Source organism: Pseudomonas putida (assembly GCF_025905425.1).
Lineage (GTDB): Bacteria > Pseudomonadota > Gammaproteobacteria > Pseudomonadales > Pseudomonadaceae > Aquipseudomonas > Aquipseudomonas putida_AF.
The window spans coordinates 2,878,311-2,895,736 of record NZ_CP109603.1; the positions used below are offsets into that span (position 1 = coordinate 2,878,311).

The 17,426-nt window shown below is 65.5% G+C and carries 13 protein-coding genes; 1 reads left to right on the forward strand and 12 read right to left on the reverse strand.

All coding sequences use genetic code 11. The annotated features are described in order from the left end of the window. Nucleotides 1-3: 3 nt before the first annotated feature. The 9 genes from OGV19_RS12855 to OGV19_RS12895 form a co-directional block, all read right to left on the reverse strand. The gene (locus OGV19_RS12855; protein ID WP_264313725.1) at nucleotides 4-1,611 is read right to left on the reverse strand and encodes a 5-guanidino-2-oxopentanoate decarboxylase; all 1,608 of its coding nucleotides are present in this window, start codon (nucleotides 1,609-1,611) and stop codon (nucleotides 4-6) included. Further along, nucleotides 1,604-3,721: an acetate--CoA ligase family protein gene (locus tag OGV19_RS12860; RefSeq protein ID WP_264313726.1), complete on the reverse strand. Its 2,118-nt coding sequence runs from the start codon at nucleotides 3,719-3,721 to the stop codon at nucleotides 1,604-1,606. The genes OGV19_RS12855 and OGV19_RS12860 overlap by 8 nt, the downstream gene beginning before the upstream one ends. Nucleotides 3,722-3,739: 18 nt before the next feature. Beyond that, complete coding sequence (locus OGV19_RS12865; protein ID WP_264313727.1) at nucleotides 3,740-4,900, reverse strand: acyl-CoA dehydrogenase family protein; 1,161 nt, start codon at nucleotides 4,898-4,900, stop codon at nucleotides 3,740-3,742. 27 nt (nucleotides 4,901-4,927) lie between these two features. Next, nucleotides 4,928-5,722, reverse strand: coding sequence for an enoyl-CoA hydratase/isomerase family protein (locus OGV19_RS12870; protein WP_264313728.1), 795 nt, complete (start codon nucleotides 5,720-5,722; stop codon nucleotides 4,928-4,930). A gap of 166 nt (nucleotides 5,723-5,888) precedes the next feature. Continuing rightward, complete coding sequence (locus OGV19_RS12875) at nucleotides 5,889-7,298, reverse strand: amino acid permease (RefSeq protein ID WP_264313729.1); 1,410 nt, start codon at nucleotides 7,296-7,298, stop codon at nucleotides 5,889-5,891. Between the two features lie 196 nt (nucleotides 7,299-7,494). Then, on the reverse strand, nucleotides 7,495-9,747 hold the full coding sequence (locus tag OGV19_RS12880) for an ATP-binding protein (protein WP_264313730.1): 2,253 nt from the start codon (nucleotides 9,745-9,747) through the stop codon (nucleotides 7,495-7,497). Then, a complete protein-coding gene (locus OGV19_RS12885) occupies nucleotides 9,744-10,487 on the reverse strand; it encodes a substrate-binding periplasmic protein (RefSeq protein ID WP_264313936.1) in 744 nt (247 codons plus the stop codon). The genes OGV19_RS12880 and OGV19_RS12885 overlap by 4 nt, the downstream gene beginning before the upstream one ends. Before the next feature lie 35 nt (nucleotides 10,488-10,522). Next, a complete protein-coding gene (locus OGV19_RS12890; protein ID WP_264313731.1) occupies nucleotides 10,523-11,239 on the reverse strand; it encodes a response regulator in 717 nt (238 codons plus the stop codon). Between the two features lie 74 nt (nucleotides 11,240-11,313). Next, nucleotides 11,314-11,958, reverse strand: coding sequence for a TetR family transcriptional regulator C-terminal domain-containing protein (locus OGV19_RS12895; RefSeq protein ID WP_027593676.1), 645 nt, complete (start codon nucleotides 11,956-11,958; stop codon nucleotides 11,314-11,316). A gap of 130 nt (nucleotides 11,959-12,088) precedes the next feature. On the opposite strand from OGV19_RS12895, the gene OGV19_RS12900 reads away from it, so the two are divergent. Then, nucleotides 12,089-12,835 (forward strand): enoyl-CoA hydratase, encoded by a 747-nt coding sequence (locus OGV19_RS12900; RefSeq protein WP_264313732.1) that lies wholly within the window; start codon nucleotides 12,089-12,091, stop codon nucleotides 12,833-12,835. 183 nt (nucleotides 12,836-13,018) lie between these two features. Here OGV19_RS12900 and OGV19_RS12905 read toward each other — a convergent pair whose 3' ends face one another. From OGV19_RS12905 to OGV19_RS12915, 3 genes are read right to left on the reverse strand one after another with little or no spacing between them, the layout of a single operon-like run. Then, nucleotides 13,019-14,080: a lipocalin-like domain-containing protein gene (locus tag OGV19_RS12905; protein WP_264313733.1), complete on the reverse strand. Its 1,062-nt coding sequence runs from the start codon at nucleotides 14,078-14,080 to the stop codon at nucleotides 13,019-13,021. Then, the gene (locus OGV19_RS12910) at nucleotides 14,070-16,532 is read right to left on the reverse strand and encodes an ABC transporter permease (RefSeq protein ID WP_264313734.1); all 2,463 of its coding nucleotides are present in this window, start codon (nucleotides 16,530-16,532) and stop codon (nucleotides 14,070-14,072) included. The genes OGV19_RS12905 and OGV19_RS12910 overlap by 11 nt, the downstream gene beginning before the upstream one ends. Then, entirely contained in the window at nucleotides 16,529-17,197 is a 669-nt protein-coding gene (locus OGV19_RS12915; RefSeq protein WP_264313735.1) for an ABC transporter ATP-binding protein, read from the reverse strand. Before OGV19_RS12915 ends, OGV19_RS12910 begins: the two co-directional genes overlap by 4 nt. Between the last annotated feature and the right edge of the window lie 229 nt (nucleotides 17,198-17,426).

Genomic DNA, 17,426 nt, shown 5'->3' on the forward strand with positions numbered 1-17,426 from the left:
CTGTCAGCAGACGCAGGTATGTTTGAGTTCGATAAAGGTCACGCCTGGCGTGGCGAAGCCGCTGGCCAGGTCAGCCTGCAAGGCATCCAGGTCACGCGGCTGACGCACCGCGCAGCCAAACGCACGGGCCAGGCCAATGAAGTCGGGGTTGCGCGGCAGTACGCCGACCGGCTCGATGTCCAGGCCGAGCATATCGTCGCGGATCTGGCCAAGCGCATCATTGTTCCACAGCAACACCACCAGCGGTCGGTCCAGTTCTTCGACTGCGGTGGCCAGCTCCTGGGCGGTGTAGAGGAAGCCGCCATCGCCCACCAGCACCAGGCCAGGGCGATGGTCAGTGGCGAACATGCCACCGATACCCGCCGGCAAGCCATAGCCGAGGGTGCCGTAACCGGTGGGGTGTAACCAGCTGCGTGGTGCCCGGCTGGCAAAGGCGTAGTTGCCGGTGTAGGCCAGCTGGGTCATGTCGCTGCTGATGACAGCGTCGTCCGGCAGCACTGCGTCGATGCGGTCGAGGATGGCCTGGTGGATGGCCTGCAACGGCGCGTGCCCGGTGCGAATGGCCTGGCGCAGGGCGGCCACCGCGTCGATGGCCTGGCCAGGGTCGCGCTCGACTTCGGGCAGGTGCTCCAGCAAACCGGCGAGGGTCTGTCGAGCATCGCCGTGCAAGGCTACGGCGCATGGGTAGAAGTCGTTGAACTTGCGTGGGTCGATGTCCACGCGCAGCAACGCCCCGTTGATTGGCAGGCGCTCGCGCCAGAAGTCGGTGTCGGCCATTTCGGTCCCCACGGCCAACACCACATCGGCTTCGCTGATCATCTGCCAGCCCGGCGCCACGCACAGGCTCGAACCCGCATTCAATGGCGCCTCGGGGGGCAGCAGGCCCTTGCCGGCGACGCTGGTGAACAGCGGCGCTGCCAGGCGGGTGCTCAACTGTTGGAGTTGTGCGGCGGCCTGCAGTGCGCCACCGCCAGCGATGATCATTGGCCGTTTGGCTGCGGCCAGTTTCAGCGCGGCTTGGCCCAGCGTGTCACGGTCGGGCTGGCCGCGCCCGGGGCGGCGTACCACCTCGTTGCTCCAGTCGCGGGCAACCGGCGCTGCCAGCACATCCAGCGGGATCGAGATGTGCACCGGGCGCGGGCGTTCACTGTCGAACACCGCCCAGGCACGGGCAATCAGCTCGGGCAGGTCTTCGGCGCCCAGGGCCACGGCGGAGAATGCCGTGATCGGTGCGGTCATGGCGCGCTGGTCCTGGGTTTCGTGCAGGCAGCCCCAACCTTTGCCCAGGCTGGCAGTGTGGTTGACGCTGGAAATCACCAGCAACGGGATCGAGTCGGCATAGGCCTGGCCAATGGCAGTGGCGGCATTGGTCACGCCTGGGCCGGTGATGACGAAGCACACGCCCGGCCTGCCGCTGACCCGGGCGTAACCATCGGCCATGAAACCTGCGCCCTGCTCATGCCGGGTCAGCACATGGCGGATGCCGCTACCGGGCAGGCCGCGGTACAGCTCCAGGGTATGCACCCCCGGGATACCAAACACGGTATCCACCCCATAGTTGGCCAGCAGCCGTACCAGCGCCTGGCCGGCGGTCATCGGTTGCTCATTCATGCTGATCTCCTTGCGGCTGGCCGAGGCGGATCAGCGCATCGACCGCGGTGGTGCCGTGGGCACCGACCATCAATGGGTTCACATCCAGTTCCAGCAAGTGCCCGGCATTTTCGCAGGCGTAGTCGGCCACGGCGCGAATCGCCGCCACCAGGGCATCCAGGTCGGCAGCCGGGCGCCCCCGAAAACCGCGCAGCAGGCTCGCGCTGCGCAGGCCAAGCAGTGCTGCGCGAATGGCGCTGTCGGTGGTGGGCAGCAACAGGCTGACGCTGTCTTTGAGCAGCTCCACCAGCACACCGCCAGCACCGATCACCAGGGCGAGGCCGAAGTCGTTTTCACGCTTGATGCCGACGATCAGTTCGGCCAAGGGCGGCGGCGCCATGGGTTCGAGCATTACCTGGTCAAACGGCACGCCCGGCGCATAGCCGGCGATGCGCTGACGCATCTGCACCAGGGCGGCCTGCAGCGCCGTGGCATCACGCAGGTTCAGCGCCACCGCTCCGGCTTCGGTCTTGTGCGGCAACTGCGCGCTGACCGCTTTGAGCACCAGCGGGTAGCCCACTCGCGCAGCATCCTCCAGCGCACGTTGCGGGGTACTCAACACCCCGGCCGGCACCGGCAGGCCAAACGCACTCAGAGCCTGTTTGGACTGCCATTCATCCAGCAACCGGCTATCGCCTTCGAGTGGCCGTGGGCACAGCGGCACCTGCGCCGCCTCGCCGCGCTCCAGCAAGCGCTGGCGATTGCGCTGATAGGCCACGATCCGCCCCCATGCCGCCAGGCCATCCTCGACCCCTTGCAGCGCGGCAATGCCTCGGGCATGCAGGCGCTCGCGGGCCGATGCCGGCAACAGTTCGGGGAACGCCGAGGTAACGAAACCGATCTTGCCGTGGCGCTCCAGGGCATCGCAGTACAGCGCCAGCAACAGGTCGCATTCCTTACGTTCGCCAGTGAACTGCGCAGGGTAGTCGAGCACCAGCATGGCCGCATCCGCCTCGCCGCACAGCGTACTGTCGAGCATACGTTGCAGGGCCGCTTCATCGCCCCAGATCGCCGTGGTGAAATCCAGCGGGTTGACCAGGTTGGCGTAGGCTGGGAGCACCTGGGCCAGCGCGGCAACCTGCCCCTGCTCCAGGCTGGGCAGGCTCAGCTGGTTGCACTCGGCGTAGTCGGCGATCAAGCCGGCGTCACCGCCCGAACAGGCCAGCGCGAGCAGCCGGCCATTGGCGGGCAAGCGGCCACAGGCGGCAGCCTTGAGCGTTTCGACGAAGCTCACCGGGCCACTCACGCGGATCACACCCAGGCGCTGGAACAGGCTGTCGTACAACGCATCGGAACCCGACAGCGAACTGGTGTGGCTGAGCGCCAGTTCAGCGCCGATCTGCGACACACCCGTCTTCAGGGCAACAATTGGGGTGCCCTGCTGCAGTGCCTTGTACGCGGCGCGGGCAAAGCCAGGCACGTTTTTCAGGCCCTCCAGATGCAAGCCAATGGCGGTCACTCGTGGATCGTCGAGCAGCACGTCCATTAGCTCGGCGACGCCCAGCTGCGCCTGGTTGCCGACCGATGCCATGTAGGCCACCGGCAGCGAGCGGTCACTCATGGACAGGTTGTAGGCGAAGTTGCCGCTCTGGGTGAGGATCGCCACGCCCTGCTCCACCTGCTTGCCACCGTGGGCCACCGGCCACAGGGCCGCGCCGTGCAAGTAGTCGAGCAGGCCATAGCAGTTGGGGCCAAGCAAGGCCATGCTGCCGGCCGCCTCCAGCAAGCGCTGCTGCAACAAACGGCCTTGCTCGCCGCTCTCGGCAAAGCCCGAGGCATAGCAGATGGCGCCACCGGCGCCGAACGCGGCCAGTTCCTCGACACACTGCAGGGTCAGTTCGCGGTGGGTGGCGATGAACACCGCGTCCGGCGCACAGGGCAAGTCTGCCACCCGCGCCACGCAGGGGATGCCTTCCAGGCTCGCGTGCTGCGGGTTGATCAGCCATAGCGGGCCGGCGAAGCCGCCTTCGGCACAGCGTTTAAGGGCACGGGCCATGCTGCGCCCGCCAACGAAGGCCAGGTGCCGTGGCGCCAGCAGGCGTTTGAGGTTGTCACGAATCGAATGCGACATGCGGGTTCTCCAGGTCGATCAGCGCAGCAACGGGCGCAGCAGTTCGCGGGAAATAATGTGCCGCTGGATTTCCGATGTGCCTTCCCAGATCCGCTCGATGCGGGCATTGCGCCAGATGCGCTCGACCGGCCCCTCGTCCATCAGGCCCATGCCGCCAAAAATCTGCACGGCTTCGTCAGCGACCTTGCCCAGTACTTCGCTGGCAAACAGCTTGGCCATGCCCGCCTCGCCATCGGTCATGCTGCCCTGGTCCATCTTCCAGGCGGTGTGCAGGGTAAGCAGTTCGGCGGCGCGGATCTGCGTGGCCATGTCCGCCAGCTTGAACGACACACCCTGATAGCTGCCGATAGGCTGGCCAAATTGCTTGCGGTCGGCGGCCCATTGCAGGGAGGCGTCCAGTGCTCGCTGGGCCTGGCCGACGCAGTTGGCGGCAACCATCACCCGGCCAGCGGTGAGCCAGGCGTTGGCCACTTCCCAGCCCTTGCCGACTTCGCCCAGCACGTTGCTGGCCGGTACCCGGCAGTCATCGAAGAACAACTCGTAGGTGTGATAGCCGCGGTTGCTCACGCACTTGGGCCCACGGCGGATGGTCATGCCGGGGGTGTCACGGTCGACCAGCAACGCGGTAACCGCATTGCGCTTGCGCCCGTTGTGTTCGTAGGTGTCGGTCACCGCGAAGACGATGGCGAAGTCGGCGTGCCCGGCGTGGCTGATGAAGTGCTTGCTGCCGTTGATCACGAAGTCATCGCCCTGGCGCACGGCGCGGGTCTTGATGGCGTTGGCGTCAGAGCCCGCGCCAGGTTCGGTGAGGGCAAAGCAATCGGTCTTTTCGCCCTGCACGCACGGCAGCAGGTAGTCGGTGATCTGCTGGTCCTTGCAGGCCATGAGGATCTTCGACGGGCGCGCGACGAACACGTGCAGCGCCCAGGACACCTTGGACAATTCGCGCTCGATCAGCGCCTGGGACAGGTAGTCGAGGCCACCACCGCCGACTTCTTCAGGCATGTTGAAGGCATAGAACCCGGCGGCGATAGCCTTGCCACGGATGTGCGCGGCCAGCTCTGGCGACACGGCATCGGCGCGGTCTACCGCCTCTTCATGGGGCAGCAGTTCCTTGGCCACGAAGCTGCGTACCGCATCCACCAACATTTCTTGTTCTTGGGTCAGTTGGAAATTCATCTGCGAAGGTCCTGAAGAGGTAACGGGTTATTGGCCGACGAAGTTCGCTGGGCGCCTTTGCATCGAGGCCCGGAGTGCCTCCGCGCCGTCCTGGCTGCGCCCGCACAGCAGGCCGGCCTGGCGCTCGGCCTCCAGTTGCGCGGCCAGGGTGCGCTGGGCGCCTTCGCGGATCAGCCGCTTGGTCTGCGCGTAGGCGAAGGTCGGGCCATTGGCGAGGCGGCTGGCCAGTTCGGCGGCCACCGCAGGCAACTGCTCGTCGGCACAAACCTCGCTCACCAGCCCTGCCGCCAACGCACGCTCAGCGCCCCACAGTTCGTCGAGGAACAACAGGCGTTTGGCTTGCTCGCTGCCAATCAGCCGTGGCAGGTGCCAGCTGGCGCCGGCGTCGGGGCTGTAGGCCATGCTGGTGTATCCGGATTTGAAGCGTGCCGAAGCAGCGGCGATGCGTAGGTCACAGCACAGGCTCAGGTCCATGCCGCCGCCGACGGCGGTGCCGTTAATGGCGGCGAGGGTCGGTTTGTCGAGGCTGTGCAGGCGCAGCATCAGGGCGTGGGCGGTCTCGGTCCAGCCGTAGCTTTCCAGCGCCCCACGGGCTTCGGCGTCGGCCCACTCGGCTAGGTCGGCACCGGCACAGAAACTGCGCCCGCTACCGGTCAGCACCACCACGCGGACGGCGGGGTCGCTGTTGCAGGTGTCCAGCAAGGCGTGCAGTTGCTTGAGGGTGGGAATGTCCAGCGCGTTGCGCTGCTCGGGGCGATTGAGGGTGATCCAGGCAACGCCGGCTTCGACCTTGCTCAACACTGACGATGACGGGGTGGTCATGGGAGGCCTCGCTGTTGTTGTTGGGGTTTGAGGACGTGACGAGGGAGATACTAAACGAGTGTTCAACAAGGCGGGATGCGTTGTTACAACTTCGCACAACTCGATTTTGCGGTGAGAATGTTGGGGCCGCTTTGCGGCCCCAGCTATCGATTGCCCCACGCTGCAATCAAACCCCAGGCGCACTCGGCGCAAAGGCCCCCTGCCGCCGGCGATTCACCACGTAATACGCTGCATAGCACAGGGCAATGAAGCCAAAGCCCCAGTACAACGACGGCCGCTGGGTCTCGTCGATGGCCAGGAACACGAACAGCGAACAGCACAAGGTGATGCACAGCAGCGGCACCAGCGGGTACAACGGCGCCTTGTACTTGAGGTCCTGCAGTTGCCCGCCATCACGCAGGTACGCCTTGCGGAACCGGTACTGCGCCAGGGCGATGACGATCCAGGTCACGGTGCCAGACATGCCACTCACCGCCATCAGCACCATGAACAAGGTGTCGGCGGCCACGAAGCTGGTCATCAGCGATACCAGGGCAAAGCACAGGGTGATGCTCAGGGCACGCAGCGGCACACCGCGCTTGCTCAAGGGCGACAGACTCTTGGGTGCCATGCCGCTCTTGGACATGGCCCAGAGGATCCGTGTGGAGGCGTACAGCCCCGAGTTGCCCACCGACAGGATCGCAGTGAGGATGACGAAGTTCATCAGGTCGGCCGCATAGGGAATGCCGACCATGTCGAACACTTGCACGAACGGGCTTTCCATCAACCCGGCCTGCTCAAACGGCACGATGGCCGACAGCACGGCAATCGCCAGCACATAGAAGATCAGTACACGGAACACCACGTTGCGCACGGCGCGGGGGATGCTCTTCTCCGGGTGTTCGGTCTCGCCGGCCGCAACGCCCATGATTTCGCACCCCTGGAAGGCATACACCACGGTCATCATCACCGCGAACACCGCCGACAGGCCGTGGGGGAACAGCGACTCGCCCACCAGGTTGTTGAGCATCGGCGCCGGCGCGCCGTTGTTCAGCGGGATGGCACCGAAGATCACCAGCACGCCGACCACGATAAAGCCGAGGATGGTCGCCACCTTGATCCCCGAGAACCAGTACTCGGCCTCGCCAAAGGCCCGCGTGGCCAGGGCATTGAGGCCGAACAGCACGACCACGAACAACGCCGACCAGTACCAGATCGGCACCTCGGGGAACCAGCGAGTCATCAGCATGCCTGCGGCAGTGAACTCCAGGCCCACGGTGGTGGCCCAGCTCATCCAGTACACCCAGCCGATCATGAAGCCCGTGGCCGGGCCGATGAATTTGGTGGCGTGGGCCTGGAATGAACCGGAAACCGGCATCTGCACCGACAGCTCGCCCAGGCAGACCATCACCAGGTACATCAACAACCCCGCCACCAGGTAGGCCAGGATCGCCCCCACCGGCCCGCCTTGGTTGATGGTCACGCCCGAGCCCATGAACAGGCCGGTGCCGATCACGCCGCCCAGCGACAGCATGAAGATGTGCCGGCTTTTCAGCGCGCGGGTCAGCTGGATTTTGCCTTCGTGGGTGTCAGTCATGGTTCACCCCGCTGTAGCAGAGGGTGCAAAACGAGGGGGCTAGGACGGGCTGAGCGCTACGGCATGTCATTATTGTTATCTCCAATAAGCCTCATGGACCGCGTGCAACACGGTTGCCATCGATTATTGGAAACGGATGTAAGGTGCCGTTGTACGAACCGATCAAAGATGTAAAAAGTCGTAAGTATTTTGTACGTCAGCCCTGGATCAACTGTTTCAGGGTGGTACGGGCCTGTTCCAGCTGTGCCGTTAACGGCTCGCCGAGCGCCAGCAATGCCTGTTCATCGTGACGCTGGGCGGCGTCCTCAAGGCGGCGCAACACACAAGCCAAGCCAGCAAAGCCGAGGGAGTCGCAACTGCCCGCCAAACGGTGCGCCAGGTGCGACACCTCTGTGCAATCGCGTGCCTGCAAGGCATCGGCCAGCGCTGTGGCGTGCTGCTCGATCGACTGGCGCAGTACCGCCAGCAGCTGCTGCAGCTTCTGCTCGCCCAGCAAGCTGCGGTGGGTCTGCAGCAGTGACCAGTCCATGCATGAGCCCGGTGCGGCCACCTCGGCAGGCGTTACCTCGGCCAAGGCCTGGCGCAGCTGCTCCAACCTCAGCGGCTTGGCCAGCACGCCGTGCATGCCAGCGGCCAGGTAATCGGGGACTTGTGCCGGTTGCACCCCGGCAGTCAGCGCCAGGATCCGGCTGCCACGGTTTGGCCCAGGGGTGGCGCGGATCCGCCGGCACAACTCCACCCCGTTCATGCCGGGCAAGTGCACATCCAGCAGGATCAGGTCGAAGCGGCGCTGGGCACAGGCTTGCAGGGCTTGCCCGGCATCCTCGGCAAACTGCACTTTATGGCCATCGCGCAACAGCAACCCGCCCGCCACCTCACGGTTCAATGCCACGTCCTCGACCACCAGGATATCCAGGCTGGCCGACGCCGAGCGGGCCTGCTCATGGGCAACGGTGGGCTGCCCACGGGCCATGTCGAGTTCGAACCAGAAGCAACTGCCCTGCCCTGGCACGCTGTCCAGGCCGATGCAGCCGCCAAGCTTTTCCACCAGGTGCTTGCAGATCGCCAGGCCCAGGCCAGTGCCGCCGTAGCGTCGGGCCACGGCTTCGCTGGCCTGGACGAAACGGTCGAAAATCTTCGCCTGCATGGCCGGTTCGATGCCGATGCCATTGTCACTCACCGACACCCGCAGGCGCTGCCCGTGCTGATCACTGGCCAACACCTGCACCCTGAGCGTGACCTGGCCGTGCTCGGTGAACTTGATGGCGTTGGCCAGCAGGTTGCTCAGCACCTGGCGCAGGTACTGCTCGGCGCCATGCTGATGCGCCGCCAGTTGCTCATCGACCTCCACGTGCAAGGTATCGCCGCGTTCCAGGGCCATCGGTTCGAGCAATGCCAGCACCTGCGCGCACAGCTGGCGCAGCGAAAAACCGAGCAATTCGGCATGGCTCTCGCCCTCTTCGAGACGGGCAAAGTAGAGCACCTCGTTAAGAATGGCCAACAGCCCTTCGCCCGCCTTGTACAACGCCTCCAGGCGTTGCCGGTCGAGCGCATCGAGCCTGGCGCCACGCAGCAGTTCGGCCATGCCGAGGATGCCATTGAGCGGCGTGCGCAGCTCATGGCTCATGGTCGCCAGGAAGCGTGACTTGGCCAGGTTGGCGGCTTCGGCCTCGTCCTTGGCTCGGGCCAGGCTCGCGGTGCGCCGCTCGACCATCGCCTGCAGCTCGTCGCGCTTGTCCTGCAAGGCCACGCGGTCAAGCTCGCGGCGCTCGATGTCGCTGAGGATGGCCCGGCGCATGTCGTCCAGTGCATGGGCCACGGTGTCGATCTCATCGGCATGCGCCGAGCGGCGGCGGTCCAGCCGTAGCGGTTCCTGCCAGTGCCCGGCACCGATGCGCCCGGCAAACTCGGCCATGACTTGCAAATGGCGCGTGACCAGGCGGTAGAACAACCCGGACAACGCGACCGCCAAGCCACACAGAAACACCCCCATCCACAGCAGGCTGGCCAAGCCCGTGGCATAGAGCCGCCGGTGCACCGCCCCCAGGTCGATGCTCACCTCAAGCTCGCCAAGGTGCCGAGCCGGCCCCGACGGTGGCTGGTAATCCAGCGGGAAACGCTCGATGCGCAGTGGCCCCTTGGGCTCGGCATCGCCGCGTAACAGTGTGAAGTCATCGCTGAGCAGGCGTACCCGCGCCACGTCGGAAAAGTCCACCAAACCACGCAGCTGTACGTCCAGTTGCGCCTCGTCGAGGTCCCACAGGTTGCGCTCCAGGCTGGCCAGGTAACCGGCGCGGATCAACGCCATGCGCGCCTCGATGTCGCGCATCTCGCGGCGGTATTCGAAGTACAGCTGCACGGAACTGGCCAGCACCGTGAAGCACAGGCTGAACAGCAGGATGAACAACAGCAGGCGGCGCAACAGGCCGTCGGTGCGCAGGCGGATCATCGAGCATCCGCCGGCAGGTTGATCATGTCGCGGTAGGTCACTTCGCTCTGCTCCAGCCAGCGCTCGATCTCGCCCGCCTCGCTCATGCGCCGCAACTGTTGGTCGATCTCGCCCATGTGCTGGCTTAGCGGTGACCGGCGCGACACCGCCACGCGCAGGTAGTCCACGCTCAGCGCGGCCGGCAAGGCGCGGATGTCTTCGGCGCCGGGCAGATGCTCGATGAACAGCTCCCCGGTGCGCCGCTCCTGGATCACGAAGTCGATGCGCCCACGGATCAGCTTGCCGAAGTTCTGCTGGCTGGACGACACCCGCTCGATGTTCTGGTGGCGGGCGACGAAACGGTCGAATTCGGCGCCATAGCTTTCACCGTAAAGCAGCCCACCACGGTACCGGGCCAAGTCTTCCAACTGCTGGAACTGCACCGGCCGGCGGCGATTGAAAAACACCGCCACTTCTTCGCGTATCACCGGCACCGAAGAAAAGCGCATGCCTTGGTCGCGTTGGTCGCTGTCGTAGGCCAGCACCACGTCCACCCGCCCGGCGGCAGCGTCCATCAGGCAACGCTTCCAATTGCCCAGGACCACGGTCTGCACCTCTCGCCCCATGCGCGCGAACAGCTCACGCACCACCGTCGGCGCCAGCCCGCGCACCTGGTGGCCATCACTCCAGGAAATCGGCGGGTACACCGGGTAGTCGCAGTAGCGCACTGGCTCGCCCGCTGCCGCCTGCAAGCCCGGCATCAGCAACGCCACGGCCAGCAGGCGACCGAGGGTGTTCACGCCGCCACGCTGGCGGTGAACAGGTAGCCGGTGCCATGAATGGTGATGATCAGTTGCGGCTCGGCCGGGTCGTCATGCAGCTTGCGGCGCAGGCGGCCGACCAGCACGTCGATGGAACGGTCGTTGGGCACCCACTCACGGTTGCGGATCTGGTCCATCAGCTGGTCGCGGCTCAGGGTATGCCCGCTGTTGCGCAAGAACACACTGAGCAGCTGGAACTCGCCGTGGGTCAGCAGGGTTTGCCCGCCACGGGGGTCGATCAGGCGCCGACGATCAATGTCCAGCGCCCAGTCGGCAAATTGCTTGAGCGACTGCGCGCAGGCTGGCGCCGGGTGCACCTCGCGGGCATGGCGCACGCGGCGAATCAGGTTCTTGGCACGGGACACCAGCTCTCGGGGGTTGAGCGGCTTCATGATGTAGTCGTCGGCGCCGCACTCAAGGCCGACAATGCGGTCGATGTCGTCATTGCGGCCGGTGATGAGGATGATGCCGACTTCCGAGCGCACCCGCAGCTCGCGGGTCAGGGTCAGGCCGTCCTTGCCGGGCAGGCGAATGTCCAGCAGCACCAGGTCGACGTCCTGGCTGCCGAGCAGGGCTTCGGCCTTTTCGGCGGTGTCGGCGCAGTGCACGTCATAGCCTTCCTGAGACAGATAGGCCTGCAGCAAGTCACGAATAAGCGGATCGTCATCGACGATCAATACCCGAGGCGTCATTGCGTGAAGTCTCTTTTTTTATTGGTTTGTTCTACACACTCGCGACAGCAGCGTACTCGTTACTGAACGGGCGATCAACAGCCCTTGGGCAGGCTGAAACGTTGCCGACCACCGGCCTGCAGGCCATCGACCCAGGCCTCGCAAATCTGCACGCCCTGGGCCGGTGTGAAGGTGCCTGGGTTAAGGCCCGATTCAAGCCACAGGCCATCGAGCAAGGCGCTCAGGCTGATCGCCGCCAGGTCGGCGTCAAAGCCTTGCCAGCCCTCTTCCACGGCCAGTGTGGCAAGCAGCCGGCTCAACTCGTTGCGGTATTCGCCATACGAATGGTCATGCACCTGGTTGATCGCATCGGCGGTTTTCACGGCGCCCCAGAACGCCAGCCAGGCGTCGAGCAGTTGCGGGTCGAGCAGTTCGGCGCAGAACGAGGCGCGGAAGAACGCCGACAGCCGCTCACGGGCGGTGGGCGCGGCCTGGGCCATGGCTTCGCGCAACAAGCCCATGACCCGCCCGGTGACCGCCATGTAGGCCTCGGCCACCAGTTCGTCCTTGCCAGCATAGTGGTGGCTGATCAGCCCCACCGAGACCCCGGCCTCGGCGGAAATCTTGCGGATCGAAGCCCCCTGAAAACCATGGCGCTTGAGGCACACCAAGGTCGCCTCGACCAGGTTGGCTTTGCGCAATTCCGGCAGCATGCGGTGGTAGCGGGCTTCCTGGCTCATCGGCGATTCTCGGGCAGTTGACGGGGCTGAACGACTGTACAGCAAGCCGAGCGCCATGATAAACCCTAGTGGCCAATGCCCGGCACTTACCCGGTTGCCGGGGCCAACCACAACAACAAAAGCGGCTGCCATGAACGACCTGATCACACGCGAGCTGGACCAGGGCCTGCTGACCCTGACCTTCAACCGCCCCGACAAGCTCAATGCCCTGAACATCGCAATGTACCGCCAGTTTGGCGACCTGCTGCAGGCGGCAGGTGATGACCCGCAAGTCGACGCGATCCTCATCACCGGCGGCCCGCACTGCTTCAGCGCCGGCAACGACCTTCGTGACTTCCTCGACAACCCGCCCAGCGACAGGGACAGCCCGGTGTTCCGCCTGATGCGCATTGTCATGGGCCTGGAAAAGCCGCTGATCGCCGCCGTCAATGGCGCGGCGATCGGCATCGGTGCCACGTTGCTGCTGCATTGCGACCAGGTGCTGGTCAGCCGCTCGGTCAAGCTGCGCATACCCTTTGCACCGCTGGGCGTGTGCCCGGAGTTCGGCTCCAGCCTGCTGCTGCCGCGCATGCTCGGGCATGCCCGCGCCGCCCGTTTGCTGATGGCTAACGCGTTACTCGATGGTGAGCAGGCGGTGGCCTGGGGCTTGGCCAATGAGCTGCATGACGATGGCGAACAGTGCCTGGCGGCTGCCCGGCAACTGGCGCGGCGGCTGCAAAGCTACCCGCAAGGGGCGCTGCGTATCAGCAAGCGCCTGCTCAAGGATGGGGGGCGCGCGGAGCTTGAGGCCACTGTGGAGCGGGAGAGCCAGTTGTTCATCGAATGCCTGCGTACGCCTGAGGCCAAGGCGGCGTTGCGGGGGTTGATCAAGGACTGACAAGCAAGCCCGCCCAGATTCTGTGGGAGCGGGCTTGCCCCGCGAAACAGGCAGCGTGGTGGATGGCACCGGCTTCGCCGGTGTTCGCGGGGCAGCCCGCTCCCACAGGTCATGCGTTCATTTTTGCACAACGAGCAAGACTGTTGCCCCCACAATGATCCGTGTTCTCTGCGCGACTGCAGATCAATACCCGGTCATCTCCAGATACCCCCGGCCCCCCGCACTCCCCTGCAACCGCACCGGCCCCTCCCAGTAAGGAAACCGGGTGCGCATCCAGGCACGCGGCTCCACAGCATCGGCCTGCACATCGACCCCATACCGCGGCACCCGCACCTGCCAGCGCGTCGGCACGTCCTTGCCGTTTTCCTGCCGGGTCCAGGCCAACGCCTGAAGCTCAATCTGATCGCCTTGCAGCGCCACCACCTCGCCCTGCGCACTGACCCACGTCCCCGCCCGATACGGCAAACCCTGGGCCTCGCGCACCTGGAACAACATCAGCTTCGCGCCACTGTCCAGGTGCAGTGAAAACCAGTCCCACCCCGTCTGCCCGGCCGCCAACGGTTGGCTGCTCCACTCCCGGTCAAGCCAGGCCTGGCCCGTGACCGCGATGCATTGGCCCTCGTGCTGCACCTCACCCGTGACGCGATAAGCGGGTTGGCTGTAGTAATACGAGGCTTGCCCCTTGCCCGACTTTTCGCTGTAACCCTGGCTGCCGTGCAGCACCAGCGGCTTGTCACTGCGCAGCCTCAGGTCATAAGCAAAGCCTTCACCGACCGCTTTCATCTGCAACTGAGCGATGCCCTCCGCGCCCTGCAAAGACCAGCCATTGATCCAGGCCCGGAACGGCTCAGCCTCCACCCCGGCCTGCCCGACACCCCCACGCGCCAGGGTCTCGCCAGAACGATGCCCGCCTGGCCCGGTCAAGGCCGCGTGCCCCATCCACAGGTTCGGGCTGTTCCAGTCGGCGGTCTCTGCCCCAGGGTGCAGGGCCGAACGGAACAGCGTCCATTGCGCGCCCCAGTCGCGCCCCTGGCGGTCCTTGAGGTTGGCCGTGACATACCACCATTCAATGCGAAAGCCATCGTGGGCACCGTGATCGCGAGGGAACACCAAGGCATGGTCACGCGTCACCGGGTTGAACCCGCTCGCCTGCTGGCCCAGCCCGGCAAAACTATCCGGTGCTGGCGCAGGCTGATCGCAACCGCTCAGCAGCGCGCACCACAACACACAGGCTTTAGCGTTCATCGGCAAACTGCCTCAACAGATCGCTGGGATGGCGCTGCGCCAACTGCCACAACGGCCAGGCGCTGGCCAGCAGGCTGGTGAGCAGGCCCAGCATGGCCAACTGCAGCAATTGCGCCGGAAACACATACAGCGGCAAACGCCAGCCAAACGCCTGCACGTTCACCACCGCCACCAGGCACCAGGCCAGCAAGACACCGACAGGGATCGCCAACAGCACGGTGAGGCTGCTCAACATGAGCGTCTGACCCAGCGTCAGCCAGACCAGTTGCGAGCGGCGCACACCCAGGGCCCAGAGCGGCGCCAACTGGCCCAGCCGGCTTTGGCTCAGGGTCAGCAGGTTGATGAACATGGCCACGCCGGCGACACCGAGCGTGAGGCTGTTGAGGGCGGCGGTGGCCGCAAAGGTGCGGTTGAACACCTCGGTCGACCAGCGCTTCAAGCGCGACTGCTCGACCACGCGGCTGTCATCCAGGGCGAAGCGCTGCTGCAACGCAGCCTTCAGCGGCGCCAGGTGCGTGGAGTCGACATCCAGGCTCAGGCCGGTCAGCGCCGCCTGCGGCCAGTGTCTGCGCAGCCAGTCGGCATTGACCAGCACATGGCCTTTGGGGTTGCCGTAGTCGGCATACACCCCGACCACCGTCATGGGCTGCGCGGCGCCTGCCGCCAGTGGCAATGTGTCGCTCACCGTCACCTTCAGGCGCCGGGCCAATTGTTCGCTGAGCATCACCGCCTTGCCCTGTGCCAACTGCTGCCAGGCCTGCGCGTGTTGGTCCAGCAAAGGCCAGCGCTCGCGGTAGGCAGGGTGGTCGATCACCCCCTGCACCTGCACCGGCCACCCCTGCAGGTGCGTTTCCACACGCCAGCCAGGCAGCACCACCGTGGCCGCAGGTTGCTGCTTGAGCCACTCACTGATCTGCAGGCCTTGCGCGGTGTCCCGAGGCGTCACGAAGAGGTCAGCGGACAAGCGTGCATCAAGCCAGCCGACAAAGGTCTTGCGAAAACCCTCGGTCATGCTGCCCACGCCAACACTGGCGGCCAGTGCCAGCAGCAAGGCCATAAGCGCCAGGCTCAATGCGGGCAGTTGCTGGCGGCTGTCGGCGATGAACCACTGCGAGAGGGGCCGACGGCACCCACGTGCAGCCCAGGCCAACACGCTGTCGAGCAAGGCCGGCAGCAACAGTGCGCATGCCAGCAGCAGTGCCGCCACCGTGATAAATGCACTGACCAGGCCCTGGCCCAATTGCCAACAGCCCAGCATCCCCAGCAGCAAGAACACTGCCACCCAGCGCTGGCGTTTCAACCCGCGGCTTTGTGCCCACCGCCACGCCTGCGGTTGCGCCAGTGCCAACAGCGGCAGGCGGGCGGCCTGCATGACACTGCCCACACCGGCCAGCAGCGCCCCCAGCACACTCACCAGGACCCCCGTCAACCACCACCACGCCGGCAGGTGCAACACGGTGGCGACCTGAGCGCCATACAGGCCGCGCAAGCTGGCAGCGAAGTCCGGCAGCAGCAACACCGCCAGCCCATAGCCGCTAGCCACCCCGGCCAGGCCGCCCAGCACCGCGAACAGGCCCAGTTCCAAACCCAGCCCTAGTAACAGGCTGTTCAAGCTGACGCCACAGGCACGCAGGCTTCTGATCAGGCCCCGGCGTTGCTCCAGTGCCAGGCCAATGGCGGCATGGGCGATAAACAGCCCGACCACGAAGGCCAATAGGCCAAGGGCGGTGAGGTTCAGGTGAAAGCTTTCGGTCAGGCGCTGCAAGCCACCGTCATCACTGGGTGGCTGCAGTTCGAGCTGCGCGGCAATGGCCGCAGGCAAGGGTTCGGCAGGCCCCGTCAGCAACAGCCGCGACAGTCGCCGGGGGGCTTGCAGCAAGGTTTGGGCATGGCCGATGTCGACCACGATCACACCAGGCGCCAGCTCCGGCTTGAGCACAAAAGGCGGCAGTACCTGCCCCTCACTGCTCACGGCCCTGTCGGTAACGGCCTTGCCCAGCTGACGCAAGGTATCCGGCCCTACCCAGGCTTGCCCCGGCATACCTATAAAGGCCTGCAAGTCGAAGTCAGCCGCCCGCACGCCAGCCACGGCGGTGGTCGATGGCAGGCTCAACGGCTCGATGCCTATCAGCCGCACACTCACCGGCTGCTCGCCAGCAAACCGCAACCGCCCCTCCAGTACCGGAGCAACCGGCCAGCCCGACTGGCGCAGCTGCAGGTACAGCGCCTGATCGAACCGCTCACCGCCACGCGGTACCAGTTGCGCCTGCATCGGCCCCGCCAGCACCGCACTGGCGCGGGCATAGTCGCTGCGCGCCTGGCTGTTGAGCGCCTGCACGCCGGTCCACAACGCAGTGGCCAGCCACAAGCCGGTGAAAATGCTGAAGCACTGCACGCGATGACGCCGCCAATGACTCAGCAGCGCCTGCAGGGTTAGCAGTAGTGGGCTCATAGCCCCTGCTCGCCCCGCACACGGCCCGCCTGCAGGTAGCAGCTGCGCGCGAGCCGCGCCGCCAGACGCTGGCTGTGGGTCACCATCAGAACGCCGCTGCCGGCCTCGGCGACCAACTGCAGAAACAGGCCCAGCACTGCATCGCTGCTGGCCTCGTCAAGGCTGCCGGTAGGCTCGTCTGCCAGCACCCAGGCTGGGCGAGCGGCCAGGGCACGGCCGATGGCGACCCGCTGTTGCTGGCCGCCGGACAACTGCTCCGGGTAGCGCGTCAACAGTTCGGCCAACCCCAGGCGCTGTGCCAGGTACGCCAGCCAATGGGGATCATGCCGGTTGGCGAGCCTTGCCTGAAACGCAAGGTTGGCCCCCACGTCCAGGCTACTGATCAGGTTGTATTGCTGAAACACCAAGCCGATGCCTTCCCTGCGCCACCGCGCCAGTGACGCCTCCGAACGGCCATCGAGGGGTTCGTCGTCAATCAGGATGCGCCCACTGTCGGCACGGTCCAGGCCGGCAATCAGGTGCAGCAAGGTGCTCTTGCCACTGCCGGACTCCCCCATCAGCGCCAGGCTGCTTCCGCGCGCCAGGTGCAGGTCGATGCCCTGCAACACCGGCAGCGGGCCTTGAGGGGTGATGAATGACTTGTGCAGTTGCTCGACGACCAGCATCGGTGGACCGTCCCTTTACGGTTTGCATCCCATAGGCATAGCAGGTCACGGCTGCGCAAGGGTTACCAGAACGCCATTCGGCGAACTGACCGAGGCTGTGAGCACGTTGTACCGCCTGAAGATTGAGCAGCCACCCGAGCGCCGGCATGAACAAATCTTCATATTGCCCGTGAACACCCTGATACCGGGGCCAACAGCTGATAACCCGCCCTTAGCGAAACCCGCCTGC